Raw genomic sequence first — 25,421 nt, forward strand, 5'->3', positions numbered from 1 at the left:
CGCCTGGGTCAGTTGAGGTCGTCGGCCCAGTCGTAGGTTTCGAGGAACGGATCGGGCTCGATCGGTGCCGGCGACTCCCAGATGGTGTAGATCAGACCGTCGGGGCGGATCTCACCGATACGCGCGGTCTTGGTGATGTGGTGATTGTCGCCGTCGATGGTCACTTCGCCTTCCGGTGCTGCGAAGCTGACGCCGTCTGCGGCTGCCTGAATGTCACTGACTGCGAACGAGTCCGCCTTCTCGACGGTGTTCTTCCACAGGTAGACCGAGGTGTACGCGGCCTCCATCGGATCCGATGTGGGCTTGTTCTCGCCGTACTTCGCCTTGTAGGCGGCGACGAATGCGGCGTTCTCCGGAGTGTCGACGGTCTGGTAGTAGTTCCAGGAGGTGAGCTGGCCGGCGATGTTCTCCGCACCGATGCCTGCAACCTCTTCCTCGGCGATCGACACCGAGATCACCGGCATGTCCGCAGCATTGAGGCCGGCGTTGGTGTACTCGCGGAAGAACGCGACATTGGAATCGCCGTTGAGGGTGTTGAACACGGCGTCGGCGTCTGCTGCGCGCACCTTGTTGATGATGGTGGAGAAGTCGGTGGAGCCGAGTGGGGTGTAGTCCTCGCCGAGGATCTCGATGCCGTTGGCCTCGGCGTACGCCTTGATCTCGCGGTTGGCGGTCTGAGGGAAGACGTAGTCGCTACCGACCAGATACAGCGAGGTGACGCCCTGTTCCTTGAGGTAGTCCAGGGCGGGAATGATCTGCTGGTTGGTTGTCGCACCGGTGTAGAAGATGTTCTCCGATGCTTCGAGGCCCTCGTACTGCACGGGGTAGTACAGCAGCGCGTCGTTGTCCTCGAAAACCGGGAGCATCGCCTTGCGCGAGGAGGAAGTCCAGCCGCCGAACACCGCTGCGACACAGTCGCTGCTGATCAGCTTCTCCGCCTTCTCGGCGAATACGGTCGGCTCCGACGCGCCGTCCTCGGCGACGACCTCGATCTGCTTGCCGTTGACTCCGCCGGAGGCGTTGATCTCCTCGACGGCCAGTGCGATCGAATCACGCACTGTTACTTCGCTGATGGCCATCGTGCCGGAGAGGGAGTTGAGCGATCCGACCTTGATGGTGTCACCGGAGGTGTCTACGCAGGACTCGACGGCACTTGCGCCGTCACCGGTGTCGGTGTCACCGGCACGGCTACCGCACGCGGTGAGTGCCAAACCGACCATTGCCAGTGCAGCTGGGGCAACCAGCGCACGAGTAGCAAACTTGCTGGAGGGAAAAGCAGGCATCTTTGACGCCCTTTCGCTTGTATACGGACCTGTATTCGCGATTGCAGACATTAAGGGCCGGTTATTGCGTAAATGTGTTGTGCGGTGACAAGTTCGTTTCGAGGATTACCAGTGTGTAAACACCCCAGGTCGGCCCGGTTTGTCGGGTTCGTGCTGGAACGGTGCTGAAAGAATGACAACCCTGCTTGACTTTTGGTGGCAAGTCGGCTTGACTTTTCCCATGCGCGACGCACCGAGGACCAACAAGGTGCGCGACTACCGCAAAGCCGCGCGGCTCACACAGGCGGAACTGGGCAAGGCGTGCGGAGTCAGCAGGCAGAGCATCGTTTCGGTGGAGGGTGGCGACTATGCGCCGAGCGTCTACCTCGGCCTGAAACTTGCGAAAGCACTGGGCACCACTGTCGAAATACTGTTCGCAGGCGAGGAGTGACGAGCATGAGTACCTTCACCAAAGCAATGCGCTTCGTCGGAGATCTGGACGACGAGTTCTACCACGACGAGCGTCAGCGAGACGTCTGGAACGAGGCCTCGGCCATAGGGTTTCAGCTGTTCCTCTGGTGCTCTCTGATTGCCGGGGCGGTTCTTCCGTGGGTCGCCGGGGTCCCCGGAAGTTACACGGCCCTCGGAATACTCCTGGTCCTACTGACGATCAGCTGGATCGTCACGGCGTACACCAAGAGTCGCGGCGTGGACATGCAGACCTCGCAGAAACTGATACGGCCGAGACTGTTCCTGTACCTGGGGCTCTACTTCACCGCAGCTATCGGCATAGTGGTGACGCTGGTCTTCTCCGATGCAGATGGAAGCGTCCGGTCGCCGACGATCGTCGGCATGGTTTTCGGTGCAATTCTCGGGCTGGCGTGCGCCGCATACGGTATCGCCCGCAGCAAACGCCTCGCGCGCGAGGACGAGATCGAGGCCGAGAACCTCGAACGGAGCGAACTGCTCGAACGGAACGGGGAGTGAGTGGCACGAGTGCCCGCGCTGGTGGATGTCACTATTCCGCTCGAGAACGAGGAAATCTGACAGCCCAGTCCAGTACGGTCGCCTCTCATGGGGAGAGGCGCAAAGTACACAGAGACCGGACCGACGCAGATCGGTGACAACGTTTGGGCGTTCATGTGGGAGCCCGGAAGCTGGGGGGAGACCAACACCGGGGTGCTCGTGGACCCCGGCGCGGCCACGATGGTGCTCGACACCGTGTGGGATACGGTCCGGGCCGAGCAGATCGCCGCTGAGACCGCCGAGCTGGTGGGTGACGCACCGATCACCGAGGTGATCAACACTCACTCCGACGGAGATCACTGGTGGGGCAACGACACCGTTCCCGCCGACGCCCGAATCACGACGAGCGCTGCATCTCTGCATGCGATGAAGGAGGAGACGCCGCCCGCGGGTGTCGACGCGTTCGCCACGCTCGGTTCGTTGGTCAGGCGAGTACCGGGTCCGGTCGGTGCGATGGGTGGCTACATGAACAGGATTCGCGGTGGGGCCGCATTTCCGCGCACGCGTCCGCGACTGCCCGATCACACCTTCGAGTCGACCGAGACGATCACCGTCGGGCACCGGGACGTGCAGCTTCGATTCCTCGGCCCGGCCCACACCGAGGGCGATCTGATCGCCCACGTGCCCGATTGCGGCGTGGTATTCACCGGCGACCTGCTGTTCATCGAGTCGACGCCGGTATTGTGGTTCGGCCCGCTGGGCAACTGGATCGATGCCCTGAACCACCTGATATCGCTCGACGCGGCCGTGTATCTGCCCGGTCATGGTCCGCAGTGCGGGGTTGCCGAGATTCGGGAACTCCGCGAGTACTGGCTGTGGGTCGATGCCGCCGGCAGGGAACAGTACAAGGCGGGTGTCGGGTCGGCGACCGCGGCACGGAACATGCTGTCCTCGCCCGAGTTTCGACGCTTTGCGCACTGGGATTCGCCGGAACGGCTGGTACTGAGCATGTCCACGTTGTACCGCCTGTGGCACGGTGAACCGGCCGCACCACCCACACTCGCTCGAAGAGCAAAAGCGTTCGCCGACGCCGGTTCACTGCTGCGGGCGGGCGGACCGACAGGCGTCAGGTTGCGGCGTGGCTACGGGCGCTGACGCGTCGGACCACGGCGAAGGCGATCAGACCGGCCACCACAAGTGCGACGCCGAGCCACACCGGACCGGAATCGGTGATCAGTAGGGCCGCGCCGACGATTCCGACGAACGTGGGGAACCAGGCGAAGAGATCGATGAGCGGTAGCGGCGGGTCCGTCGGTATCCCCGCCGCCATCTCGGCCTTGTTCGGCGCCACATCGGGGTACCACTCGGTGAACGCGACGGCGAACAGCATCGCGCCGATCTGCAGAATCCAACCGGTCCAGAAGTTGTCCGAGGAGTGCAGGACGATGATGCCGAACAGGCCCACGGTCGCCGAGAACGAGAAAGCCAACGCCCACGCGAGCGTGATCCGGTAGTTGACTGTCAAGAAGAGCGGGTTGTCCCACATCTCCGGGTCGACCTGTTCCTTCGCATACTCCAGGGTGAACGGATTGCGCAGCAGTATCGAGCCGAACGCGAAGACCACCAGTGTGATGTTGGTCATCTCGCCGGACCACAACTCCATCCACGAGATGACCTCGGCAGATGCGAACAGGCCGATGGCGGCGATGATGGCGAAGTAGGCCACGTCGAACAGTTCCATCGCCTTGATCCTGGGGCGCCCGGTTCGATCGGTCGGCTTGCTTCGCTTCGCCCGCCGCTGGTGCCCGAGCACGAGGAACAGCAGCGCCATGCCCAGCGAGATGCTCGCCGCCTCTTCGAAGCGACCCGGGCCGACGATCAGCGACATCGCTATCCACGGCGCAAGCCCCGAGAGCGGAGATTCGACAAACGCATCGATCAGGCTGCGCCTGGGGGTGGCACTCTCGTCGGCCATGCAATCGATCCTGCATCCACGGAGGCGTCCGAGTAAACAACCCGACAGGGTGAAATCCGACAGGGTGAGATCTGCGGGTGCGGGGGTCAGCGGACCAGATACGGAGACACCGAACTGCGGTGCTCGTCGATGTCCAGATCCTTGCCGAGGGGCGGGAAGGCGCGCTGCGGACAGTTCGAACGCTCGCAGACGCGACAGCCCGCGCCGATGGGGGTGGCCACCGCGGCGCCGTGCACGTCCAAGCCGTCGGCATAGACGAGCCGGCCGGCATGCCGGATCTCGCAGCCCAGACCGATCGCGAACGTCTTGCCCGGCTGGCCGTAGCGCGCCGCGCGACGCTCGACGGTTCGGGCGATCCAGAGGTAGCTGCGTCCGTCGGGCATCTCGGCGATCTGGGTCATGATCTTGCCGGGATAGGCGAAGGTCTCGTAGACGTTCCACAGCGGACAGGTGCCGCCACTCGACGAGAAGTGGAACCCCGTCGCCGATTGCCGCTTCGACATGTTGCCGGCCCGATCGACACGGACGAAAGAGAACGGGACGCCTCGCAGTGCGGGGCGCTGGAGGGTCGAGAGTCGATGACAGATGGTTTCGTAGCTGACGGAGAAGAACGCGGATAGACGTTCGATGTCGTAGCGGTACTCCTCGGCCACATCGTGGAACTGGTGATACGGCAGCACCGTGGCAGCGGCGAAGTAGTTGGCGAAGCCGAGAACGGCGAGCTTTCTGGATGCTTCGCTCGTGAATGCGCCCTCCGCGACCATCGTGTCCAGGAGGTCTGCGCACTCCAGGTAGGCGAGTTCGGCTGCGAACCTGAACACCCGTTGTCCACCCGAGAGATGCGGCGAGATCTCCAACAGGCGCGTCTCGGGATCGAAGCGATGCAGCACGTTCTCACCGAGATCGATCCGGTGCACGATCTGCACCTCATGCACCGTCTGCAATCGCTTGGCGATCTCGCCGGCCACATCGGCGCGATGAAACCGGATGCGAGAGGTGAGCTCCTCCGCCGCTGTATCCAACTCGTGCAGGTAGTTCTGGCGCTGGTAGAAGTAGTCGCGGACTTCCTCGTGCGGCTTGGAAATCGAGCCACTTCCGCTGCCGTCGCTGAAGCGTTCCTCCGTCGCGGCGGCCAGCTGAGCGGTGGTGTTTCGGTAGCGGCGATGCATGTTGACCATCGCTCGCGCCAACTGCGGATGGGACGAGACCATCTGTGCGATCTCGTGTGCATCGGCGGCGATGCCCAAGTCCTGGTCGAGCGCGACCTCGCGGAGTTCGGCGACCAGGCGCGTGTCGTCCTCGGAGGAGAAGAAGGAGGTGTCGACGCCGAACACCTCGGAGATGCGCAGAAGCACCGGGACCGTCAGCGGGCGCACGTCGTGCTCGATCTGATTGAGATAGCTGGCCGAAATCTCGAGCCGTCCAGCGAGCGCAACCTGGCTCATCTTGCGTTCGGTGCGTAGCTGCCGCAACCGCGCACCGACGAAGGTCTTCGACATGCGCACAGGTTACGCCTGCGAAGAAGGGGCTTAACAGCGTTCGCGTCGGGCACCGCGGCGACTCTCCCGCTCGCAGTCGAGCGTCGGCAAATCAGGTGTGACCCGGGGCGCGAACCAAAGTGATTGCTGTCACAGCGCCTTGGCTATCTTGCTCGATTCAGACGTTTTTACAGGAAACTCGAGGGGGTCAAAAAGACCGTATGACCCGTTTACGAAATCCCCGTCACGAACTGCGGATTCACCCTACTGGCGAGTAGTGATGCTGTCCGATCCGAGAGGTTGCGGCCTCACAAAAATTAGCAACGTTAGCAAGGTGCGGTGAAAACCTAGCCGAGATTGGCACTAGCAACAGGTAGACGGGCCTTTTTCGTTGTGTCATTGTTTTGAAGAACACCCGCAGGGCCTGGCAACGGTGTGAAGAATTTCCGCAGCGAGCCGGCCGATCAGATCAGAAAAAGATACGGAGCTGACGATGTCGACCACCGGCACACCGAAGACCACCGAAGAGATCCAGAAGGATTGGGACACCAACCCCCGCTGGAACGGCGTGACACGCAACTACACCGCCGAGCAGGTTTCGAAGCTGCAGGGCACTGTCGTCGAAGAGGCAACACTTGCTCGTCGCGGCTCGGAGATCCTGTGGGATCTCGTCAACAACGAGGACTACATCAACTCGCTCGGAGCCCTCACCGGTAACCAGGCAGTTCAGCAGGTCCGCGCCGGTCTGCGCGCCATCTACCTCTCCGGCTGGCAGGTCGCCGGCGATGCCAACCTCTCGGGCCACACGTACCCGGACCAGAGCCTCTACCCGGCCAACTCGGTGCCGTCCGTCGTGCGCCGCATCAACAACGCGCTGCTGCGCGCCGACGAGATCGCCAAGGTCGAGGGCGACACGTCCGTGCAGAACTGGCTCGCTCCCGTCGTCGCCGACGCCGAGGCCGGCTTCGGTGGCGCTCTCAACGCATACGAGCTGCAGAAGGCCATGATCGCTGCCGGCGCTGCCGGCGTGCACTGGGAAGACCAGCTCGCGTCGGAGAAGAAGTGCGGCCACCTCGGCGGCAAGGTCCTCATCCCGACCCAGCAGCACATCCGTACCCTGACCTCGGCTCGCCTGGCGTCCGACGTCGCCGACGTTCCGTCGGTCATCATCGCCCGCACGGACGCCGAGGCCGCAACCCTCATCACCTCCGATGTCGACGACCGTGACAAGGAATTCCTCGACGGCACCCGCACGGCCGAGGGCTTCTTCGGCGTCAAGAACGGCATCGAGCCCTGCATCGCCCGCGCCAAGGCATACGCGCCGTACGCCGACCTCATCTGGATGGAGACCGGTGTTCCCGATCTCGAGGTCGCCAAGCGGTTCGCCGAGTCGGTTCGCAGCGAGTTCCCCGACCAGCTGCTCGCCTACAACTGCTCGCCTTCGTTCAACTGGAAGGCGCACCTGGACGACGCGACCATCGCGAAGTTCCAGAAGGAGCTCGGCGCCATGGGCTTCAAGTTCCAGTTCATCACCCTTGCCGGCTTCCACTCGCTCAACTACGGCATGTTCGACCTGGCACACGGCTACGCCCGCGAGGGCATGACCGCCTTCGTCGACCTGCAGGAGCGCGAGTTCAAGGCAGCCGAAGAGCGCGGCTTCACCGCCATCAAGCACCAGCGTGAGGTCGGTGCAGGCTACTTCGACCGCATCGCCACCACGGTCGACCCGAACACGTCGACGGCTGCTCTGAAGGGCTCCACCGAAGAGGGTCAGTTCCACTAAGCTGTTCCGCCTCCTTCGGATCTATCAGCGCACTAGTCAGGCGGCCCCAGCGTTTCGCTGCGGGCCGCCTGACTCGTATGACGCCGGCTCTGGGCGTTCCCCCGGCAGAGTCCCCCCATCTCACCTGAAGCTGTTGCCCAGCAACATGACTGAAAAGGAGTGTGCCGTGACGGTTGAGCGAGTAGGCGTCGTCGGCGCCGGGCAGATGGGCGCCGGCATAGCCGAGGTCTGCGCCCGCGCGCATGTCGACGTGCTGGTCTACGAGCAAACACGTGAGCTGACGACCGCAGGACGCGCACGCGTCCTTCGGTCGCTGGACCGCGGCGTGAGCAGCGGCAAGATCACCGAGCGCGAACGTGAGCAAGCCGCCTGGCGGTTGCGCTTCACCTGCGATCTCGGCGACTTCGCCGACCGTCAACTCGTGGTCGAGGCAGTGTCGGAGGACGAGAAGATCAAGGCCGAGATCTTCGCCGAGCTCGACACGGTGGTCACGGATCCGAACGCGGTGCTCGCCTCGAACACCTCCTCCATTCCGATCATGAAATTGGGAATCGCGACGACGGCGCCGGAGCGCGTCGTCGGACTGCATTTCTTCAATCCGGTGCCGGTGCTCCCACTCGTCGAGCTCGTCACCACACTCAAGACCAGTGACGCGGTATCCGCGCGCGCCGAGACGTTCGCCGGCGACGTGCTCGGAAAGCAGGTAGTTCGATCTGCGGACCGTTCGGGTTTCGTGGTCAATGCACTGCTCGTGCCGTATCTACTCTCCGCCATACGCATGGTCGAGTCCGGTTTCGCCACGAAGGAAGACGTCGACAAGGCAACGGTGCTCGGGCTTGCGCACCCCATGGGTCCGTTGGCGCTGGCAGACCTCGTCGGACTCGACACGGTCAAATCCATTGCGGACTCGATGTACGCCGAATTCAAGGAACCGCTGTTCTCGGCGCCGCCTCTGCTGCTGCGGATGGTCGAGGCCAATCTGGTCGGAAAGAAGTCCGGGGCGGGCTTCTACCAGTACGAGAACGGTCGCATCGCGAGATAGGGCGCAAGACAAGACAATGCGTGCATGTGGCGCGCGTCGGTACTGGCAACTCGAACCGTTACTGCGTAGCTTGGGTTCAGCGGCGCGACGGTGCGCCGACGAGCGGAACAGGGGACTCATCGGTGAGTACGTCGAAGAAGTCGGGTGGATTCCTCCCGAAGGCCTTTGGAATCGGTTTGGGAGTAACGGGCGCGGCGCACTTCGTCGTTCCGGAAGCGTTCGAGGGCATCACCAAGCTCCCGTTCCCCGAGGACACCAAGGACTGGATCAGCCGTAACGGCGCGACAGAGATCGCCGTGGGCGCGGCCATCGCCTACCCGAAGACTCGCAAGATCGGTCTCCTCGGGCTCGGTGCCTACCTCGGATGGTTGGGATTCAACGTCGCCCGCAACAGTTGAACTGTTGAATGAAACTCCTCTGAGATGGGAATAGGCAGCTCACGAGGATCCGGAGCTTGCCAGGCGAACAATGCGTGGGTAGCAATGTAGGCATGACTTCAGCTACCGCATACACAGCGACCGCACCGGACGCGCCGCTCGAGAAGGTCACCATCGAGCGGCGCGAGCTCGGTGCGAAGGACGTCCTCATCGAGGTCAAGTTCGCGGGCATCTGCCACTCCGACATCCACACCGCACGCAACGAGTGGGGCGGCACGACCTACCCCGTCGTTCCCGGCCACGAGATCGCCGGAATCGTCGCCGAGGTCGGCTCCGAGGTCACCAAGCACAAGGTCGGCGACCGCGTCGGTGTCGGCTGCTTCGTCGACTCCTGCGGTGAATGCGAAGCCTGCCTCGCCGGTGAGGAGCAGTACTGCTTCAAAGGTGTGACGCAGACGTACAACTCCAGGCTGGCGGACGGCACCACCACCCAGGGTGGGTATTCCACTCACATCGTCGTCACGGAGGGCTTCGTACTCTCGATTCCCGAGGGCATCGAGCTCGACGTAGCTGCTCCACTGCTGTGCGCTGGCATCACGCTGTACTCGCCGCTCAAGCACTGGGGCGCCGGACCCGGCAAGAAGGTCGCCATCATCGGCATGGGTGGACTCGGCCACGTCGGCGTCAGGATTGCACATGCACTCGGCGCCGAGGTGACCGTCCTCAGCCAGAGCCTCAGCAAGGAAGCGGACGGCAAGCGCCTCGGCGCGGATCACTACTACGCCACCTCCGATCGGGAGACGTTCAGGAAGCTCCGCGGCCGGTTCGACCTCATCATCAACACCGTCTCGGCCGAGATCGACATGGACAAGCACATGTCACTGCTCGCGATCAACGGCTCGCTCGTCATCCTCGGACTGCCGTCCGAACCCATCAAGGTGCGCGGCTTCAGCCTGGCGGCGAATCGCCGCAGTCTCGCCGGTTCCATGGTCGGCGGCATCGCGCAGACGCAGGAGATGCTCGACTTCTGCGCCGAGCACAAGATCGGCGCCGAGATCGAGACCATTGCGGCGGACCAGATCAACGAAGCCTACGAGCGTGTGCTGAAAAGCGATGTGCGCTACCGGTTCGTGATCGACGCGCAGACCTTCTAGACCCGCACGCCAGTGGCAGCGCCGCCCCGAGTGTCTAACTCTCGGCGAGTCGCTGCTTCTCCCGTTCGACGTCGAAACTCGCAGTCGGCCAATCCAGAGCCAACCGTTCGAGAGCCTCGATCAACAGCTCCGCGACCGCGAGCCTGCTATACCACTTGTTGTTGGCCGGGATGATGTGCCAGGGCGCGTAGTCGGTGCTGGTGCGGTCGATGACACGCTGATAAGCAGCCTTGTACTCGGCGAGGAACGCTCGCTCGGAGACATCGCTGGGATCGTACTTCCAGTGCTTCTCCGGGCGATTCAGGCGATCCTGTAGCCGCGACCGCTGCTCCTCGGCGGACACGAACAGGGCAACTTTGATGATGAGGGTGCCCTCGTCGACAAGTTCCTTCTCGAAGGCGTTGATCTCGTCGAAACGCTCCTCCCACACCGCGCGGGGGACCAGGTCGTGCACGGCAACGACCAGCACGTCCTCGTAGTGCGAGCGATCGAAAACACCGATTCGACCACCGCGAGGGAGTGCTTTGCGGATCCGCCACAGAAAGTGGTGCTGCTTTTCTTCCTTCGACGGCACACCGAAGGATGCGAGATCGACGCCCTGTGGATCGACCATGCCGATCACGTGGCGAACGATGCCGCCTTTGCCGGCGGTGTCCATTCCCTGCAGCACGAGCAGGATCGACCGAAGGTCCCCGGAACGCCCGTGCGCGTAGAGCATCTCCTGGAGGTCGGACAATCTGGCGCCGCGTTCGGCGAGCAGTTCCTCACCGTCGGTCTTGTCGCCTTCGAACCCGGGGGTGGCGGCGTAGTCGATATCGGTGACGCGGGTGTCGGCGGTTGCCCTCAGTACCTCCACCGCAGGTGAGGACCACAGCTTCTCGCTCTTTTTCGATGTGTCGGCCATGACTTCAGACCATAACCGCCGCTCAGCAGTTGTTCGGTGAAGGCGCACCCGCGAATCGGTCGGCGATCCAGTTCTCGAGCAGGGGGCCGGGGTCGACCGAGTGTCCTTGACCTTCGAGTTCGACTCGGAGGACGGTGTCGCCGAGTTCGCATGCGCGTCCGAGTGCGTCCTCGGTCCATGCCGGTCGCACGATGTCGTCAGCGTCTCCGTAGACGGCAAGGATCGGTGCCGACGAAGGGGCTTTGGGCAGTGCGTAGTCCTGCAACCGCATGGTGAGTTGGCCGGCTGCTTCGGTGTCCGTTGCAGTGGTGTCGCCGGCGTCGATTCGCCCGGCCACCGCTGAGCGAGCCGCAATCCCTTCGGGGCCGCAGGAGCCGAGTTCCGCGGAGCGCTCGCCGAGCAATCCGTGCAAATGTTCGGATGGTTCGATCGACGGATCGACGGCGGCCGCACCCTCGACGATGACCGGATACAGCGCCTGCTGCCCACCGGAAAGCGTCGAGGTCTGGGCCAGCGCGACGACGGGCGAGACGTCCAGCGCGGGCGCGAGAACTGCCGTTCCCAGAAGTTCGAGGCCATCGCCGTAGAGGTCGTTGTATTCGTTCGCGGCCCACGCTGCATGTCCGCCCTGAGACGTTCCGGCAGCAACCCATCGTGTGGACAGACTCGGGTCCAGGTTGCGGGCGCCGCGTATGGAATCGATGACGTTGAATCCAGCGGTCCGCGGCTCCAGGTAGGGATGCGGTGGGGAGTCGACGCTGCTGCTCAATCCCTGATAGTCGGTGTAGACCACGGCATATCCCTGCTGCAGCAGGAACGAGACCGCACCGGCGTCACCGGCCAGCTCGCTCGACTCCGTCGGTGCGCAGCCGGGGGTGATGCCGACGGTGCCGTGCGCGTAGGCGACGACGTGGTGACCCTCTGCGGGCGCGGGGTCACCGGGCACGAACAGGGCGCCGGTGACCTTCGTGGATTCACCGGTGACGCCGGATATCGAGTTGTAGACGAAAGTGGCGGCGACGGTGCCGTCGGGGAAGTCGTTCGGATCGAACTCGGTGTCGGTCGAGGTCGACACTATAGATCCGCGCGCCGCGACGGCCTCGTCGGTGGCCGTGGGTGGTGACGTCGAGTAGGCGGGTGCTGTCGTGTCGGTGGCGCAGGCACCGAGCGCGGCGCAGATGACGACCGATGCGCTCGCAACAGCCGTCGTAGTTCCTCGGGATCGTCCACGCGTAAGGGCTTGCACGTCGAGAATCAAAGCACGTCGAGAATCAAAGCACCTCGGGCCAAGCGCGACCGCTGGCTACTGCAGCGGCGTTGCGAACAGTGGAACAGCGTTCTCGATCGCGTACAGGGTCCCCGGAACCGAGGCACTGGAGAACGCGTTGCTGAGAACCTGATCGTCGAGGACCACCAGTCGGCCATCGAGCGCGCTGGGGAGATTCTGGATGGAGGGATCGCCTTCGATGACCTCGGCGGTGTCGCCGATCGGGAACATGACAGTCAGGTCGGCGTCGAGCACGGACGCATTCTCCGCCGACAGATTCACCGAGAATCGGCCTTCCTGCGCGAGTTCCTGGATCTCGGCGTCGTTGACGAATCCGAGTCGCTTCATGAAATCGACCCGTACGTCTCCGTCGACGTAGGCGCCGAGCTGGCCGCTGTACACGGTGCCGACGGCGACGGTCTTGTCGGCGAATTGTGGGTTGGCCTGCACCGCTGCATCGAAGGCCGCGTCGGTCTCGTCGATGAGCCGGCGGCCCTCGTCCACCTTGCCCAGTGCTTGGGCAACGAGCTCGGTCTGGCCGTCCCAGCTGGTGCCGTAGGCAATGTCGGTGCCCTCGGGTGCGGCGACGGTGGGAGCGATCTCGGAGAGCTCGTCGTAGATGTCCTGCTCGTTGCTACTGCGGGTCCACAGGATGAGATCGGGCGCGAGCGCCGCCACCGATTCCATCGAGATCTCGTTGGTGCCGATGATCGTCGGGGGTGTGTCGTAGGAATCCTCGACCCACGGGCCGAGGCCGTCGCCGCCGACACCGAGCCAGTCGCTCGCGCCGACCGGCTGCACGCCGAGCGCGAGCGCGGTTTCGGCGTCGGACCAACCGAGTGCGACGACTCGCTGCGGGTCCTCGGGCACGGTCACCTCGCCGAAGATCGTGCTGACGGTGGCACCCCCGGGCGATGCGGAGTCGGTATCGGAAGCCGAGTCCGAGCTGGTGCACGCGGACACGGTCAGTGCGGCGACGAGGGCCAGACCTGGGACGAGAATCGAGAGACGGGATTTGCGCATAGGTAAAGCTAACCTATGTCGGCGGTTTTGGGGAACCTGTGCGCTGCCTGCAGAGCGGGTTCTCGTGAGTAGGCTCGGATGTATGGCAGCCGACTACACAGAACCCAGCCCGGAAACATCGATCGAGGATCGGCTCGAGGCCACCCGCGAGGAGTCCGACGAACCGCTGTCGATTCCCACGGAAGCTGATCCCGCCGACGTCGTCGAACAGCACATCGAGGTCCCCATCGACCCCGAGGACGAGCGCTAGTCTGCCGTCCCCGGCTCTTGGCTTGCCCGTTCCTCGCGCGCCTGTTCGTCGACGAGCGGGTGGGGCTGAGAGTTGAACTTCGCGGGTGAGCCGTTTGCCATCGCCACGCCGTGGATTCCGCCCCAGGTCATCATGCTGAGGTAGTCGATGAGGTCCTCGGCCGACATCGACTTGTTCGATATCCACCAGTGCGTTGCCAGCTGGACGGCGCCGACGATCGCAAACGCCCACGGCACCGAACCACCCGAATCCATCTGACGGGCGCGCAGGCGCTCACCGAGCACGGTGGCGAGCAGTTCCGCGATCATGCGTTCGGATTCGGCGACGACGTCCCGGTTGCTGTTGGCGTTGTTCGACATCACGTAGAGGTAGACCTCGGGGTCGGTGGCGACCGTCTCGACGTATGCGGTGATGACCGCTCGGGTGAGGCTGTACTCGTCGAGCTGCTCCGAGATGGCGAGGTAGATCCGCGGCGCCAGGGTCGTCTCGACATACCGGCTCATCGTTGCGGTCGTCAGATCGCTCTTGTCGGTGAAGTAGCGGTAGAGAACCGTCTTGGAAATACCGATCTCCGACGCGATCTCGTCCATCCCGATGTCACGGCCGCGCAGCCGAATTGCTGCGAGGGTGCCGTCGACGAGTTCCTCGCGACGCGCGATCTTGTGCTCGCGCCAGCGCCGTTTCCGTCCGTCCGGCTTCTCCGTCTTGGCCTCCGACTTCGTGTCGCTCGTGCCCTCTGATGTTGCATTACTTGCCACGTGTGCCCGCCGTATCCCATCGTCGACTGCTCCGTGGATCAGCTTAGGCGTCCGCAGCCTCGCTCGCGCGCAGCGCGTCGGGCGGTGGAGGGGCTCGCGGGCGCAGGCACAATGGCGGTGTGCAACTGATGAATTTCGACGACGCCACCAAGCGGCGCGATCTCCGCAAGATGAAACTCGTCGCGACAGGGTTCCTCGCATTCGCAACGGCTGTCTATTTCTTCTGCCGTTGGCAGGAGTCGCAGGGCGCAGGCGAGTGGGTCAGTTACGTGCGCGCGTCCGCGGAGGCCGGGATGATCGGTGGACTCGCGGACTGGTTCGCGGTGACAGCTCTGTTCAAGCACCCCTTGGGCATTCCGATTCCGCACACCGCGATCATCAGAAAGAAGAAGGATCAGCTCGGGACGAGCCTCGGATCGTTCGTGGGCGACAACTTCCTCGCGCCCGACGTGGTGTCGGAGAAGGTGCAGTCGGCGCAGATTCCGCTGCGCTTGGGCACGTGGCTGGCCGAACCTCGCAATGCCGAACGCGTTGCCGCCGAATCGTCGACGCTGTTGCACGGAGTTGTCGGCGTGCTCAACGACGAGGACATCACGCAGGTGATCGACAACACCATCGTGCGCAGGCTCGCCGATCCGCAGTGGGGGCCGCCCATCGGACGGGTGCTCGACGAGTTGATCAAGGAGAACCGGCAGCTCCCGCTGATCGACATGCTCGCCGAACGCGCGCACCAGTGGGCGCTGAGCAGTCAGGACACCATCGACCGCGTCATCTCCCGTGACTCGCCGACGTGGTCGCCGAAGTTCGTCGACACACTCCTCGGCGAGAAGATCTACAAGGAGATCGTCGAATTCACGTGGAAGGTCCGCTCGAACCCGCAGCACGAACTGAGATTGGCCGCCAACAAGTTCCTCGTCGACTATGCCCACGATCTGCAGCACGATCCGGCAACCATCGAGAAGGCCGAATCGCTCAAGTCGCAGATCATGGGCCGCGAGGAGATCACCAGCCTCGCCGCCGCGACGTGGAAGGTAGCCAAGCGACTCATCACCGAATCGGTGGACGACCCGTCGAGCACCTTGCGGGTGAAGATCAAGGAGAACGTCGAGAGCTGGGGCGCGCGTATCCGTGACGATGACGTACTGCGCGACAAGGTCGACGGTTGGCTGCTCGGCGGCGCTCGGTACGTGGCGGCGAACTACGCCGACGAGATCACCACGATCATCACCGACACGGTCGCCCGCTGGGACGCCGAGGAAGCGAGCAGCAAGATCGAGCTGCAGGTGGGTCGGGATCTGCAGTTCATCCGTATCAACGGCACAGTCGTCGGCGCCCTGGCGGGTCTGACGATCTACACGGTGTCCGATCTGATCTTCGGGTAGCCGGAGACCAGCGCTAGCAGAGTGCTTGCTATAGCTAGCACCCTTCGGTATCGTCTTGCCCGTACGCCGGAACCGCAAGTTTCGAGATACGGATCGAGTGGTGAGCATGACCCCAAAAGACGATGATCAGATCGACAGTCAGGGGATAGTCGCCAAAGTGTCCGAGGCAACGGAGGTCGTAGCCGAGGCGAGTGATCTCGTCGCGAGTGTCGTGACCACTGCGGCGTCGGATATCGGCAGTTACATCCGCAGCCAACGCGAGGCTGCCCAGGTTTCGATGCGGCAACTCGCGACGAGGGCGGGGGTGAGCAACCCGTATTTGAGCCAGATAGAGCGCGGGTTGCGGAAGCCATCCGCAGAGGTGCTCACGCAGATCGCCAAGGGTCTGCGAATGTCCTCGGAAGCGTTGTACGTACGGGCCGGGTTCTTGGAAGAACGTCCGCACGGTCCAGTTCGAGATGCCTTGCTCGGCGACACAGAGATCACCGAACGACAGAAGCACGTGCTGATGGAGATCTACGACTCGTTCCGTCGTGAAAACGAGCAGACGCAGAACACGGCCGAGACCACACCGCCGGTGTCGGCACCGCAAGATGTCAGCAGCGAACCGCCAATCACTCATCAGGAGTTTTTCCATGACTGACCCCAAGAACTTCGACAACGTCCGGACACCCATCTACGCAGCCGTCGGCGCCGGTGACGCGGTCGTGCAGGCAGTGGCCGACGTCGTCGCGCAGGTGCGTTCGCGCGCCGAGACCCGCGGCGGTGAGGTGACCGAGCGTGTCGATACCGCTCGCGCTCGCATCGCCGACCTGTCCGAGGACGTCACCGAGGGTGTCGAATCCCTTCGCGAGCGGTTGACCGCTCTGCCCGCCGAGCTGCCCGACGAGATCGCCGACCTCCGTGAGCGTTTCACCCCCGAGGAACTGCGCAAGGTTGCCGAGGCATACCTGAAGGTCGCATCGGACCTGTACACCTCGCTCGCAGAGCGCGGCGAAGAAACAGTCGAGCGCATCCGGCGTACACCTGCCATCGAAGAAGGCCTCGAGCGCGCCAATGCGGCAGCAAACGACGTCGTCGATCTGACCGAGCAGGCACTGGGCACCGTGGCGTCGCAGACCCGCGCAGTCGGCGAGCGCGCCGCAGCACTTGCAGGCGTGGCGTCGGACAAGGTTCGCGAGTCCGCTGAAGAGTTCGCCGACGAGATCGACGAGGCCGGCGAGGACGCCAAGGAAGCAGCCACCTCGGCCTCGGACAAGGTCAGCGGCCAGGCGGGCAAGGTCGAGTCCAAGACCCGCGGCACCGACAGTTCGCCCATCAAGAAGGCCGCACCGGCCAAGAAGGCCACACCGGCACCGGCTGCGAAGAAGACCGCCGCTCCGGCCAAGAAAGCACCGGCGAAGAAGACCACTCGCTGAACGTGAGCTTCACGGCCCCTGCACCTCACAGTGCGGGGGCCGTTTTGCGTAGTATGGGGTCGTGCAAACCGTCTACAGCGCGCAGGCCATGGCTTTCTGGATACTGCAGCTCATCTCGCTTGTCGGCGCTGTCATAGCGTTGTTCCACGCTGTGCGTCAGCGTTCCGACGCGTTTCCCGCAGTCGGCAAACTCACCAAGCCGGCCTGGCTGGGAATCCTGGGCGTGGCCACACTACTTATGATCGTCGGACCAGGAATCATCTTCCTGTGGGTCATCGGCGTCGTCGCGGTATGTGTCTACCTGGTCGACGTACGACCTAAGGTCGACGCGATTCAACGCGGCCCACGCTGGTAAACCGACCCAACCAAGGAGAGATATACGTGGTCACACGGAGAGCAGCACGGGGAGCACTTCTCGGAATCGGAGGGCTGGCAGCCACGGCGGGAGTCGGGGCGTTCATGCTCCGCCGCCGGCAGCAGCGGTCCTTCACCAAGACCACCGAGGCCCCGCGCAACGCTCTGCTGTCTGCGCCCACGCACGACGCCCGCCTGGTACCGGTCGTCACCGACGACGGTGCCGAACTGCACGTGCGCGTGTACGGTGATCCCGAGGGGCAGCCGATCGTGTTCAGCCACGGTTGGACGTGTTCGGCCGACTACTGGATTCCGCAGATCAACGCGTTCGCCGAGAACTACCAGGTGATCGTCTACGACCAGCGCGGCCATGGTCGTAGCGACGTCGGGACACGGCCGTTGGGGCCGGACGTACTCGCCGACGACCTCGCCGACGTCCTCGCCGCCACGGTGCGCGAGAGCAACAAAGCCGTCCTCGTCGGACACAGCATGGGTGGCATGTCGATCATGGCCTGGGCGGGCCGCTACCCGGACCAGGTCGATCTCCTCGTCAGTGCCGTGCTGCTGGCGAGCACGGCGACGGACTCCTTGGTCAGGGAAACGACGGTGATCCCGCTACCGCAGCGCTTCCCGCGGGTGCCGGTGCCTGTAGGACGCCGGCTCCTGGGTTCTGCGGTGCCGCTGCGACCGTCATCGGTGACCCGTCAGGCAATCAAGTACGTGTCCATGGCTCCGGGTTCGACACAGGCCGAGGTCGCGTTCTGCGAGAAGATCGTGCTCGAGTGCAAACCGCAGACCCGCGGCATCTGGGGCGCGGCACTGACCGATCTCGACATCTACGAGGCCCTGGCGAACATGAGTGTGCCCACGTCGGTGCTCGTCGGGTCCGCCGACCGCCTAACGCCCCCCGTGCACGCCCGCAAGCTCGCGCAGGCGCTGGACGCGCACGATCACCTGAGCAAGCTCATCGAGATCCCCGGCATCGGGCACATGACCTCGGTCGAGGCCATCGACGAGTTCAACACCGAGGTTGCCCGGCTTCGCGGCTTGGGCTGAGGCCGCATCAGCTGAAGACGACGGTCTTGCTTCCGTGTACGAGGACTCGGTCTTCGAGGTGCCAGCGCAACCCGCGTGAGAGCACCAGCTTTTCGATGTCACGCCCCTGACGGACCATGTCGGCGACCTCGTCGGCGTGATCGACACGAATGACGTCCTGCTCGATGATGGGCCCGGCGTCCAGTTCGGCCGTGACGTAGTGGCACGTTGCGCCGATGAGTTTGACGCCGCGTGCGAACGCCTGGTGGTAGGGCCGCGCACCGACGAACGACGGCAGGAAGCTGTGGTGGATGTTCAGTGCGCGTCCGGACCAGTGTTTGCACAGCTCCTCGGGGAGGACCTGCATGAACCGTGCGAGGACAACCGCGTGCGGGTCGTAGGAATCGACGAGGGAGCGTACTTCGTCGAATGCCGGCGCGCGTTCGGCCGGATCCTTCGCGAATTCGACGTGGTGGAACTGGATTCCGTGCGCGGAGGCAACGGGTTCGAGCGACTTGTGGTTACCGATCACCGCCGAGATCTCCGCGGGCAGCTCCCCGCCTGCAGCCCGTCCCAGCAGGTCGTGGAGGCAGTGGGCCTCCTTGCTGACGAGCACCACCACACGCTTCTTCTCCCCTGAATCGTGCAGTGACCACTCGGTATCCGGGCCGATGTCCGCGGCGACGGGCTCGAACCTCGAACGCAACTCGTCGATGCTCATGCCCACGGATGAGGCGCGCACCGCTTGGCGGGTGAAGAACCAACCTGTGTCCGGGTCGGCGTGGTACGCCGCTTCGACGATCCAGCCACCGATATCGGCCAGAAATGTCGAGATCCTGGCCACGATGCCGGTGCGGTCGGGGCATCCCAGGGACAGAACGTAGCGGTGGTCGTCGGCGATACCTGAACTCATGACGCCGATTCTCTCAGGACGCCCGTTCGCCTGTTGCGACCAGTGTCGTGGCGTCGACGAAATCCACACCGCGGGCGGTCAGCAGTTCGAGGAACCGGACTCGGATCGACTCTCGGGTGGCGTCGTCGTACCCGCTGAGCCCGCCGCGGAAACCGCTGCCCAGGATGAGATTCCAGGCGAAGTCCGCGGTGACGGGAATGAAATTGGACAGCTCGCTCACCTGTACCGAGGTGCACCCGGCGTGCTCGAGCCAGGTACTCAGCCTGGCGGGTGTCTCCACGCGCCTGATGGGATGGCGCTGGTAGTCCTCCGCGGAGAGCGGGCCGTGATGAGCATGAGTTTCCGGACTGCGTGCGGATGCGAACTCTTCGACGACCTCGAAGAATGCCCGCCCGAATTCTTCGAGTGCGCCCTTGCGCCACACTGTCACCCCGACTCGGCCACCGGGCCGAACCAGGCCCACCAGGCGTGCGAAGTCCGCTTCCATATCGGGGAGGAAGAAAATGCCGTACGAGCAGGCCAACGCGTCGTACCCGTCGCCAATGGCGTCCGGCGCCTCCCATTCCGTTGCGTCGGCGCACACGAAGTCGATGTTGCGCAGCGCGGACGCCGCCGCCTTCGCGCGGCCCAGCTCGAGGAGATCGTCGGCGAGATCGATTGCATGCACGACGCCGCTGGGCCCGACGGCCCGCCCCGCAGGTAGCGCCGACGCACCCGACCCGGCACAGGCGTCGAGCACCGATTGCCCTGTGGTGAGACCAAGCGCGAATGTCAGGGCCTGCCCAGCAGGGCCCCACACGACTGGAGTGACAGCGTCGAAATACTCGCTCGTGGACTGGAATGTCTCGGCGATACGGGAATCGGACATAACCGCTGAGCTTAGCCGCGGCGGGCCTGTGATTGGGTGGTCACATGTCACTCACACGGGGCGCCCTGGCCCGCATGGTCGATCACACACTCCTCAAGCCGGAAGCGACACCGCAGGACGTCACCGCGCTCATCGAGGAGGGACTCGCTCTCGGTGTCCTCGCGGTCTGCGTCTCGCCGTCGATGTTGCCGGTGCGGGCCGGCGGACTCGTCGTCGCAGCGGTGGCGGGATTCCCGTCGGGCAAACATCATTCGCTTGTCAAGGGTGCCGAAGCGAGACTTGCAGTGGATCAGGGAGCCAACGAGGTCGACATGGTGATCGACGTCGGAGCTGCGGTCGCCGGTGACTACAACGCCGTGCTGTCCGACATCCTCACCGTGCGTGAGGCGATGGGCCCGACCGCCGTTCTGAAGGTCATCATCGAGTCGGCCGCGCTGACCGACGAGGCGATCGTCGAAACGTGTCTGGCTGCGGAGAAGGCGGGCGCCGACTTCGTCAAGACGTCCACGGGCTTCCACCCGGCGGGCGGGGCGAGCGTCGAGGCGGTCCGGCTCATGGCCGACACAGTCGGTGGCAGGCTCGGGGTCAAGGCCAGCGGCGGCATCCGCACCACGGATGCCGCCCTGGCGATGATCGAGGCGGGTGCTACCCGGTTGGGGCTGTCCGGCAGCCGAGCTGTGCTCGCGGGAGTGGAGCCTGCGGAATGACCCATTTGGTCGAGGGAGTGGAGCCTGCGGAATGACCCATTTGGTCGAGGGAGTGGAGCCTGCGGAATGACCCATTTCCAAGTGCTATCGGGCTAGATTTCGCTCAGGCGAGCAGACCGCAGCCCTCGGGTGCCTCCACCGTCTGATCGGCTTGTCGCGGCGGAATCACGTACGCGCCGCCTTCGAGTTGCAGCTCGATTCCGGTGTCGGTGACCGTGAGGGATGTCGGTGTCATGTCGAGTGGATACTGCTGCAGGCTGTCGGACAGGATTCCGACGATGCTGTCGACGAGGTCCGTCGGGATGCCGAGGCCGAGGATCGATGCATCGACTGTCCGGACGTCGACGCGATCTCCGGCGACCGTCGGTTCGACGGTGAGCTGCGCGAGGCCGCCGATCGCGAAGGAGAGCGTCCCCGTGGATGCGTCGGAGGTGACGTCGGAGACGAGGCCGCCGATGCCCTGTGATTGCAGCGTTGCCGCGATTCCTTCGGTGGACCATGCGATGTCGGCGTTCGAGCTGCCGATGGTGCCGCCGGACTCTGCCGATTGCTCGAGATCGACGTCCTCGACCTCCGCGCTGACCGTCATGTCGACGGCGGGGCCGAACCGCGCGTCGTTGCTGTCGAGGGTGACCGAGGAGACCTGCTTGTCGACGAGGGAGATCAGGATCGGTTTCCAGCCCAATCCGACCTCGACTTCGCTGCCCAGTTCGTTCTCGAGTTGGCCGGCGAGGCAGGACTTGATCTGTTGACGGACGTAGAGTTCTCCGCCCAGCAGTGCGGCGACGAGGACGAGAACCACCAGAACCGCGATCATGGGAGCTTTGCGACGAGTCATTCGTGGCAGTCTTCCCGATAAGTCTGAAAGAGCTCTGTGAATCTCGAATCGTCGGAGCGTCGCCGCCGAAACGACCTGCCCAATTATTGTGATGTGTAACACATTGTGTCGTATTCTGGTCTGCATGAGTTCGACACGGTCGACCGAGCAGTTGCACCGGCTGGCGACGAGCCAGGACGGCTACTTCACCACCGAACAGGCGGGGGAATTGGGCTTCGATCAGGCTGGTGTGCACGCCAGTCTGATCGCGGGTGATTGGACCCGGGTGGAGCGCAATCTGTATCGCCTCGCCGGGTGGCCGCACAGTGACCTCGAGAAGTTCGCGATGTGGTGTGCGTGGTTCGGCGGTGAGGCTGTGATTTCGCACCAGAGTGCGGCCGAACTCCATGGGTTCGGACATCTGCACCCGCAGTTCGTGCACGTGTCCGCCCACACGAATCTGCGCCTGACCGATACGCGACTGGCAGTGCATCGATTGCAGCTCAGTGCGCGCGACGTGGAGTCGACGGGGACCTTTCGAATCACAACTCCGGTTCGAACGGTCCTCGATCTTGCCGCCGGGGGAATTTCGCAGGTGACCCTCGACGAGGTGGTCGGTGACGCCGTAGCCATCGGGCGGGCCGACGCCGGGCTGCTCTACACCGAGGCGGTGAGCTGCCCCGAACGTGTCGCGGAACGGGTGGAGCTGGCTCTGTCTGCCTGTACCTAGCGCTCGGTGCGAGGTTGCACGACCGACCAGGGAACGGTGAGGACGTTGTCGCGTTGGGTTCGGCGCGGCACCACCGCGGGGGTACCGGTGGCCGCCAGCTGCTTCAGTGCGGCCCGCCATCGCAGTCGGGGGCCGAACGGTGCCAGCGGCGCAGCGTTGGACCAAGCGCGGTCCGCGGACTGCAGCAGAGCGTGAATGTTCTCGCCCGGGACGTTGCGGTGGATGAGTGCCTTGGGTAGGCGCTCCGCGATGTCCGACGGGGTATGCACGGTGAACGGGTCCCACGCCAGCGTCAGTGAGATCGGCCCGGAGGCGTCGAGCAGAATCCACGCGCACCGACGCCCGAGCTCGTCGCAGGTGCCGTCTACCAGCAGCCCGCCGGGGGCCAGCCCGGAAAGGATGCGCGACCAGGCGTCGGGGACTGCATCCTCGGGGTACTGCCGCAGGACGTTGAACGCGCGGACGAGATTCGGGCGCAGGCCGCCAAGTTCGAAACCGCCGCGGGCGAAAGTGACGTTCTCGGTGGACGGGACCACCCGTGCCGGATCGATCTCGAGGCCCGTGACACGCAGGTCCGGCCGGATCGTCCTGAGCCTGCGCGCCAGTTCCAGGGTGGTGTCGGGCCGGGCCCCGTAGCCGAGATCGACGACGTGGGGATCGTCGGCACGTGCGAGGGCCTGCCGAATCTGCGGGCTGTGCACGAGCCAGCGATCGCTGCGTCGCAGCCTGTTGATACCGGTGGTCCCGCGAGTGATAGTGCCGACCGGTCGCGAAAAGTCAGGCGTTCTTTTCAAGCCAATCAGCCGTCACTTCACCCTCGCCGCGCCAGAGGTCTCGAAGGTTGACGAGCATGAGCTGTTCGAGTTTTCCACCGATGAAGGGGAGAAACACCTTCGCCTCGGAGGAGGTGCGCAGCGTCGACCCGGTCGCGGTGGGGAAAAGCGAGGTGACGCCCTTGAGGCTGCCGGGCCCGGCAGGGATGGAGGCGTCGTAATGCCCGGTCGTTTCCTCGGAGTACGAGTCGATGTGGACGTTGCGAGTGATGATCATGTCCTTCTTCATCACCGTCTGCGCGATGTCCGGCAGTTCGGTCTTGGGAATGATGTGGTGCATCACGACGTCGATTCCCGACTCACCGACCTCGAAGCTGATGAGCTCGTTGTGGGAGTACTTCTTCATCTCCTCGATGCGAGCGTCCCAGTGATCGCGGCTGGACAACGCGGCGTACACCTGTTCGGTCGAGTAGGTGAACCGGGCTGAGTAGTTCATTCGGCGCGCCATAGTGAGCCAGGTTACCTACCCGAGGTTCTTCGCAATCCAGTTGCCCGTGAAGTCGTGCTCGGAGTCGATGAGCTCGAGAACCTGCTCGCTGATCATGGCCTCGATCTTCCCACCGAAAATGGGCACCTTGACCTCGGTGGTGCCGGAGAGCGACATCGTCGCCGACGCCTCGTTACCCACGAGCAGGGTGGTGCCGAAGATGACAGCAGGCGCACCCTCGACCGTTGCGCCGAACTTGCCTTCCGCGCGATTGCCGCCGAGCGGACCCCAGGACTCGGTGCGCTCGATGACCAGCGGACCCTTCTTGAACGCGGTGACCGCGGCGGGCAGTTCTTCCTCCGGGACCGATTGCGACATGACGATGCTGATGGTCCCGTTGAGCGCGGTCACGCTGAGCAGTTTGGCGTCCGGGCCGCCGATCTCGACGATGCGGTCTATCCAGTACTGCTCGGACACGAGCGCGGCGTGCACCTTGTGGACGGGTGCGGGAACGGGCGCGCTGTGCGCGATGGGACGAGGCATACGCGCAGGGTACCGGTGGCTCCGACCTACTCGGATCACCGGTAGGCTGGGCCCCCGTGCCCACCGCAATCTCCGAGCTCACCACGATGCGTGTAGGCGGCCCGGCCCGCGAGTTCGCCGTCGCGAAAACGTCCGACGAGTTGGTATCGCTCGTCCGCGCCGCCGACGCAGCGCACACGCCTGTGCTGTTGATCGGAGGCGGTTCCAATCTGGTCGTCGCCGACACCGGTTTCGACGGCCTGGTGATCAAGGTGGAGACCTCTGGCACACGGATCGACGGTGATTCGATGTGGGTGGCCGCCGGCGAACCGTGGGATCCCGTGGTCGCTGCCTCCCTCGACGAGGGGCTCGCCGGCCTCGAAGCGCTCTCCGGCATTCCCGGTCTGACCGGAGCGACGCCGGTGCAGAACGTCGGTGCCTACGGGACCGTCACCTCCGATGTGCTGCGTGAGCTCACCGTGTACGACCGTGAGAGCGGCCGCATCGAGGTGTGGGGGCCCGATCGATGTGGGTTCGGGCTGCATCGGCAGTCGGTGTTCAAGCATTCGATGCGCTACGTCATTCTCGACACGACGATGGCACTGCGCCGCTCGACGGTTTCGGACCCCGTTCGGTACGCGGGTCTGGCGGATCGCCTGGGGGTGACCATCGGGGACACCGTGCCGGCGAAAGATGTTCGCGAGGCAGTTCTCGACCTGCGTGGACAGAAGGGCATGGTCCTCGACGCGGCCGATCACGACACCTGGAGCGTCGGGTCGTTCTTTCTCAACCCGGTTCTCGCCGAGGTTCCGGAGAAGGCATCGCGAGCTCCGCAGTATCCGGACCCGTCGGGCATCAAGATCCACGCGGCCTGGCTCATCCAGAACGCCGGTTTCGCGCACGGTTTCGGAACCGAGTTCGGCAACGGCACGGTTGCGCTGTCGACCAAGCACGTGCTGGCCGTCACCAATCGGGGCGGAGCGAGCACGGCCGACGTCATGGCCCTGGCCTCGCACATCCGCGACGGTGTGCGGGCCGAGTTCGGAATCACCTTGGTTCCGGAATGCGATTTGGTCGGCTGCTCGCTGACCTGAGTCGGTCGGTGGGCCTACCATCGAAATTTATGTATGTGAGTGGAAATACATACAGGGCTATGTAAAACCACTCACAGATGAG

29 protein-coding genes are annotated in these 25,421 nt (G+C 64.2%); 16 read left to right on the top strand and 13 right to left on the bottom strand.

Annotated features, from left to right (window positions below; genetic code table 11):
* Positions 1-8 precede the first annotated feature (8 nt).
* Positions 9-1,283: an urea ABC transporter substrate-binding protein gene (gene urtA / locus KVY23_RS02395; RefSeq protein WP_230555165.1), complete on the bottom strand. Its 1,275-nt coding sequence runs from the start codon at positions 1,281-1,283 to the stop codon at positions 9-11.
* 220 nt (positions 1,284-1,503) lie between these two features.
* Between urtA and KVY23_RS02400 the strand changes: the two genes are divergently transcribed.
* The 3 genes from KVY23_RS02400 (at position 1,504) to KVY23_RS02410 (ending at position 3,383) form a co-directional block, all read left to right on the top strand.
* On the top strand, positions 1,504-1,713 hold the full coding sequence (locus KVY23_RS02400; RefSeq protein ID WP_075839170.1) for a helix-turn-helix transcriptional regulator: 210 nt from the start codon (positions 1,504-1,506) through the stop codon (positions 1,711-1,713).
* Positions 1,714-1,718: 5 nt separating this feature from the next.
* A complete protein-coding gene (locus KVY23_RS02405; protein WP_230555166.1) occupies positions 1,719-2,249 on the top strand; it encodes a hypothetical protein in 531 nt (176 codons plus the stop codon).
* Positions 2,250-2,336: 87 nt separating this feature from the next.
* A complete protein-coding gene (locus tag KVY23_RS02410; protein ID WP_206509291.1) occupies positions 2,337-3,383 on the top strand; it encodes an MBL fold metallo-hydrolase in 1,047 nt (348 codons plus the stop codon).
* Here KVY23_RS02410 and KVY23_RS02415 read toward each other — a convergent pair.
* On the bottom strand, positions 3,355-4,203 hold the full coding sequence (locus KVY23_RS02415; RefSeq protein WP_230555167.1) for a hypothetical protein: 849 nt from the start codon (positions 4,201-4,203) through the stop codon (positions 3,355-3,357). The genes KVY23_RS02410 and KVY23_RS02415 overlap by 29 nt on opposite strands.
* An 86-nt stretch (positions 4,204-4,289) precedes the next feature.
* Positions 4,290-5,702 (bottom strand): acetate metabolism transcriptional regulator RamB, encoded by a 1,413-nt coding sequence (ramB, locus tag KVY23_RS02420; protein WP_230555168.1) that lies wholly within the window; start codon positions 5,700-5,702, stop codon positions 4,290-4,292.
* A gap of 472 nt (positions 5,703-6,174) precedes the next feature.
* Here ramB and aceA point away from each other — a divergent pair, with 472 nt between their 5' ends.
* The 4 genes from aceA (at position 6,175) to KVY23_RS02440 (ending at position 10,037) form a co-directional block, all read left to right on the top strand.
* Complete coding sequence (gene aceA / locus KVY23_RS02425) at positions 6,175-7,464, top strand: isocitrate lyase (RefSeq protein WP_206509294.1); 1,290 nt, start codon at positions 6,175-6,177, stop codon at positions 7,462-7,464.
* Positions 7,465-7,630: 166 nt separating this feature from the next.
* Positions 7,631-8,506 (top strand): 3-hydroxybutyryl-CoA dehydrogenase, encoded by an 876-nt coding sequence (locus KVY23_RS02430; RefSeq protein WP_374108683.1) that lies wholly within the window; start codon positions 7,631-7,633, stop codon positions 8,504-8,506.
* Between the two features lie 122 nt (positions 8,507-8,628).
* Positions 8,629-8,904, top strand: coding sequence for a hypothetical protein (locus KVY23_RS02435; protein ID WP_075839215.1), 276 nt, complete (start codon positions 8,629-8,631; stop codon positions 8,902-8,904).
* Between the two features lie 92 nt (positions 8,905-8,996).
* A complete protein-coding gene (locus tag KVY23_RS02440; RefSeq protein WP_206509296.1) occupies positions 8,997-10,037 on the top strand; it encodes an NAD(P)-dependent alcohol dehydrogenase in 1,041 nt (346 codons plus the stop codon).
* Positions 10,038-10,071: 34 nt separating this feature from the next.
* On the opposite strand, the gene KVY23_RS02445 is transcribed toward KVY23_RS02440, so the two are convergent.
* The 3 genes from KVY23_RS02445 to KVY23_RS02455 are packed head-to-tail and all read right to left on the bottom strand — an operon-like array spanning position 10,072 to position 13,231.
* Entirely contained in the window at positions 10,072-10,941 is an 870-nt protein-coding gene (locus tag KVY23_RS02445; RefSeq protein ID WP_206509297.1) for a polyphosphate kinase 2 family protein, read from the bottom strand.
* A 22-nt stretch (positions 10,942-10,963) separates the two neighbouring features.
* Positions 10,964-12,187: a lipase family protein gene (locus KVY23_RS02450; RefSeq protein ID WP_230555169.1), complete on the bottom strand. Its 1,224-nt coding sequence runs from the start codon at positions 12,185-12,187 to the stop codon at positions 10,964-10,966.
* Between the two features lie 57 nt (positions 12,188-12,244).
* On the bottom strand, positions 12,245-13,231 hold the full coding sequence (locus KVY23_RS02455) for an iron-siderophore ABC transporter substrate-binding protein (RefSeq protein WP_230555170.1): 987 nt from the start codon (positions 13,229-13,231) through the stop codon (positions 12,245-12,247).
* Between the two features lie 82 nt (positions 13,232-13,313).
* Here KVY23_RS02455 and KVY23_RS02460 point away from each other — a divergent pair, with 82 nt between their 5' ends.
* On the top strand, positions 13,314-13,481 hold the full coding sequence (locus KVY23_RS02460; protein WP_158050636.1) for a hypothetical protein: 168 nt from the start codon (positions 13,314-13,316) through the stop codon (positions 13,479-13,481).
* On the opposite strand, the gene KVY23_RS02465 is transcribed toward KVY23_RS02460, so the two are convergent.
* Positions 13,478-14,239 carry a TetR/AcrR family transcriptional regulator gene (locus KVY23_RS02465; protein ID WP_230555171.1) on the bottom strand — a complete coding sequence of 254 codons (762 nt, stop codon included), beginning with the start codon at positions 14,237-14,239 and terminating at the stop codon, positions 13,478-13,480. The two genes, KVY23_RS02460 and KVY23_RS02465, sit on opposite strands and share 4 nt — an antisense overlap.
* Positions 14,240-14,367: 128 nt before the next feature.
* Between KVY23_RS02465 and KVY23_RS02470 the strand changes: the two genes are divergently transcribed.
* From KVY23_RS02470 to KVY23_RS02490, 5 genes are all read left to right on the top strand, one after another.
* On the top strand, positions 14,368-15,621 hold the full coding sequence (locus tag KVY23_RS02470; protein WP_187346739.1) for a DUF445 domain-containing protein: 1,254 nt from the start codon (positions 14,368-14,370) through the stop codon (positions 15,619-15,621).
* Between the two features lie 106 nt (positions 15,622-15,727).
* The gene (locus tag KVY23_RS02475) at positions 15,728-16,264 is read left to right on the top strand and encodes a helix-turn-helix transcriptional regulator (RefSeq protein WP_083667694.1); all 537 of its coding nucleotides are present in this window, start codon (positions 15,728-15,730) and stop codon (positions 16,262-16,264) included.
* Entirely contained in the window at positions 16,257-17,039 is a 783-nt protein-coding gene (locus KVY23_RS02480; RefSeq protein ID WP_230555172.1) for a heparin-binding hemagglutinin, read from the top strand. Before KVY23_RS02475 ends, KVY23_RS02480 begins: the two co-directional genes overlap by 8 nt.
* Positions 17,040-17,127: 88 nt before the next feature.
* Positions 17,128-17,394: a DUF2516 family protein gene (locus tag KVY23_RS02485; RefSeq protein ID WP_075839174.1), complete on the top strand. Its 267-nt coding sequence runs from the start codon at positions 17,128-17,130 to the stop codon at positions 17,392-17,394.
* 26 nt (positions 17,395-17,420) lie between these two features.
* Complete coding sequence (locus KVY23_RS02490) at positions 17,421-18,449, top strand: alpha/beta fold hydrolase (protein ID WP_075839175.1); 1,029 nt, start codon at positions 17,421-17,423, stop codon at positions 18,447-18,449.
* Between the two features lie 7 nt (positions 18,450-18,456).
* Here KVY23_RS02490 and purU read toward each other — a convergent pair whose 3' ends face one another.
* Together purU and KVY23_RS02500 are read right to left on the bottom strand one after the other, a co-directional pair.
* The gene (purU, locus tag KVY23_RS02495; RefSeq protein ID WP_230555173.1) at positions 18,457-19,341 is read right to left on the bottom strand and encodes a formyltetrahydrofolate deformylase; all 885 of its coding nucleotides are present in this window, start codon (positions 19,339-19,341) and stop codon (positions 18,457-18,459) included.
* Between the two features lie 13 nt (positions 19,342-19,354).
* Positions 19,355-20,209: a class I SAM-dependent methyltransferase gene (locus tag KVY23_RS02500; protein ID WP_230555174.1), complete on the bottom strand. Its 855-nt coding sequence runs from the start codon at positions 20,207-20,209 to the stop codon at positions 19,355-19,357.
* A gap of 44 nt (positions 20,210-20,253) precedes the next feature.
* Here KVY23_RS02500 and deoC point away from each other — a divergent pair, with 44 nt between their 5' ends.
* Positions 20,254-20,916, top strand: a complete 663-nt coding sequence (deoC, locus tag KVY23_RS02505) for a deoxyribose-phosphate aldolase (protein ID WP_206509303.1) — start codon at positions 20,254-20,256, stop codon at positions 20,914-20,916.
* Between the two features lie 103 nt (positions 20,917-21,019).
* Here deoC and KVY23_RS02510 read toward each other — a convergent pair whose 3' ends face one another.
* Positions 21,020-21,754, bottom strand: coding sequence for a DUF2993 domain-containing protein (locus KVY23_RS02510; RefSeq protein ID WP_230555175.1), 735 nt, complete (start codon positions 21,752-21,754; stop codon positions 21,020-21,022).
* Between the two features lie 124 nt (positions 21,755-21,878).
* Here KVY23_RS02510 and KVY23_RS02515 point away from each other — a divergent pair, with 124 nt between their 5' ends.
* On the top strand, positions 21,879-22,463 hold the full coding sequence (locus tag KVY23_RS02515) for a type IV toxin-antitoxin system AbiEi family antitoxin (protein ID WP_230555176.1): 585 nt from the start codon (positions 21,879-21,881) through the stop codon (positions 22,461-22,463).
* On the opposite strand, the gene KVY23_RS02520 is transcribed toward KVY23_RS02515, so the two are convergent.
* The 3 genes from KVY23_RS02520 to KVY23_RS02530 are packed head-to-tail and all read right to left on the bottom strand — an operon-like array spanning position 22,460 to position 24,266.
* Entirely contained in the window at positions 22,460-23,266 is an 807-nt protein-coding gene (locus tag KVY23_RS02520) for a class I SAM-dependent methyltransferase (protein WP_374108685.1), read from the bottom strand. The two genes, KVY23_RS02515 and KVY23_RS02520, sit on opposite strands and share 4 nt — an antisense overlap.
* Positions 23,241-23,744, bottom strand: coding sequence for a DUF2505 domain-containing protein (locus KVY23_RS02525; protein ID WP_075839179.1), 504 nt, complete (start codon positions 23,742-23,744; stop codon positions 23,241-23,243). The genes KVY23_RS02520 and KVY23_RS02525 overlap by 26 nt, the downstream gene beginning before the upstream one ends.
* A 15-nt stretch (positions 23,745-23,759) precedes the next feature.
* The gene (locus KVY23_RS02530) at positions 23,760-24,266 is read right to left on the bottom strand and encodes a DUF2505 domain-containing protein (RefSeq protein WP_206509304.1); all 507 of its coding nucleotides are present in this window, start codon (positions 24,264-24,266) and stop codon (positions 23,760-23,762) included.
* A 56-nt stretch (positions 24,267-24,322) separates the two neighbouring features.
* On the opposite strand from KVY23_RS02530, the gene KVY23_RS02535 reads away from it, so the two are divergent.
* Complete coding sequence (locus KVY23_RS02535; RefSeq protein ID WP_230555177.1) at positions 24,323-25,339, top strand: UDP-N-acetylmuramate dehydrogenase; 1,017 nt, start codon at positions 24,323-24,325, stop codon at positions 25,337-25,339.
* Positions 25,340-25,421 lie beyond the last annotated feature (82 nt).

Origin of the sequence: Rhodococcus sp. I2R (assembly GCF_020889545.1) — a bacterium.
In the GTDB taxonomy this organism is placed as follows: domain Bacteria; phylum Actinomycetota; class Actinomycetes; order Mycobacteriales; family Mycobacteriaceae; genus Rhodococcoides.

Excerpts from the sequence above, each read along its gene's own strand:
- KVY23_RS02460 (WP_158050636.1), top strand. The coding sequence starts at position 13,314 with ATGGCAGCCGACTACACAGAACCCAGCCCGGAAACATCGATCGAGGAT.
- purU (WP_230555173.1), bottom strand. The coding sequence starts at position 19,341 with ATGAGTTCAGGTATCGCCGACGACCACCGCTACGTTCTGTCCCTGGGA.
- KVY23_RS02510 (WP_230555175.1), bottom strand. The coding sequence starts at position 21,754 with ATGACTCGTCGCAAAGCTCCCATGATCGCGGTTCTGGTGGTTCTCGTC.
- KVY23_RS02530 (WP_206509304.1), bottom strand. The coding sequence starts at position 24,266 with ATGCCTCGTCCCATCGCGCACAGCGCGCCCGTTCCCGCACCCGTCCAC.
- KVY23_RS02470 (WP_187346739.1), top strand. The coding sequence starts at position 14,368 with ATGAATTTCGACGACGCCACCAAGCGGCGCGATCTCCGCAAGATGAAA.
- KVY23_RS02410 (WP_206509291.1), top strand. The coding sequence starts at position 2,337 with ATGGGGAGAGGCGCAAAGTACACAGAGACCGGACCGACGCAGATCGGT.
- KVY23_RS02480 (WP_230555172.1), top strand. The coding sequence starts at position 16,257 with ATGACTGACCCCAAGAACTTCGACAACGTCCGGACACCCATCTACGCA.
- KVY23_RS02475 (WP_083667694.1), top strand. The coding sequence starts at position 15,728 with ATGACCCCAAAAGACGATGATCAGATCGACAGTCAGGGGATAGTCGCC.
- deoC (WP_206509303.1), top strand. The coding sequence starts at position 20,254 with ATGTCACTCACACGGGGCGCCCTGGCCCGCATGGTCGATCACACACTC.
- KVY23_RS02405 (WP_230555166.1), top strand. The coding sequence starts at position 1,719 with ATGAGTACCTTCACCAAAGCAATGCGCTTCGTCGGAGATCTGGACGAC.
- KVY23_RS02400 (WP_075839170.1), top strand. The coding sequence starts at position 1,504 with ATGCGCGACGCACCGAGGACCAACAAGGTGCGCGACTACCGCAAAGCC.
- KVY23_RS02440 (WP_206509296.1), top strand. The coding sequence starts at position 8,997 with ATGACTTCAGCTACCGCATACACAGCGACCGCACCGGACGCGCCGCTC.
- KVY23_RS02445 (WP_206509297.1), bottom strand. The coding sequence starts at position 10,941 with ATGGCCGACACATCGAAAAAGAGCGAGAAGCTGTGGTCCTCACCTGCG.
- urtA (WP_230555165.1), bottom strand. The coding sequence starts at position 1,283 with ATGCCTGCTTTTCCCTCCAGCAAGTTTGCTACTCGTGCGCTGGTTGCC.
- KVY23_RS02415 (WP_230555167.1), bottom strand. The coding sequence starts at position 4,203 with ATGGCCGACGAGAGTGCCACCCCCAGGCGCAGCCTGATCGATGCGTTT.
- aceA (WP_206509294.1), top strand. The coding sequence starts at position 6,175 with ATGTCGACCACCGGCACACCGAAGACCACCGAAGAGATCCAGAAGGAT.
- KVY23_RS02455 (WP_230555170.1), bottom strand. The coding sequence starts at position 13,231 with ATGCGCAAATCCCGTCTCTCGATTCTCGTCCCAGGTCTGGCCCTCGTC.
- KVY23_RS02500 (WP_230555174.1), bottom strand. The coding sequence starts at position 20,209 with ATGTCCGATTCCCGTATCGCCGAGACATTCCAGTCCACGAGCGAGTAT.
- KVY23_RS02525 (WP_075839179.1), bottom strand. The coding sequence starts at position 23,744 with ATGGCGCGCCGAATGAACTACTCAGCCCGGTTCACCTACTCGACCGAA.
- ramB (WP_230555168.1), bottom strand. The coding sequence starts at position 5,702 with ATGTCGAAGACCTTCGTCGGTGCGCGGTTGCGGCAGCTACGCACCGAA.
- KVY23_RS02515 (WP_230555176.1), top strand. The coding sequence starts at position 21,879 with ATGAGTTCGACACGGTCGACCGAGCAGTTGCACCGGCTGGCGACGAGC.
- KVY23_RS02485 (WP_075839174.1), top strand. The coding sequence starts at position 17,128 with ATGGCTTTCTGGATACTGCAGCTCATCTCGCTTGTCGGCGCTGTCATA.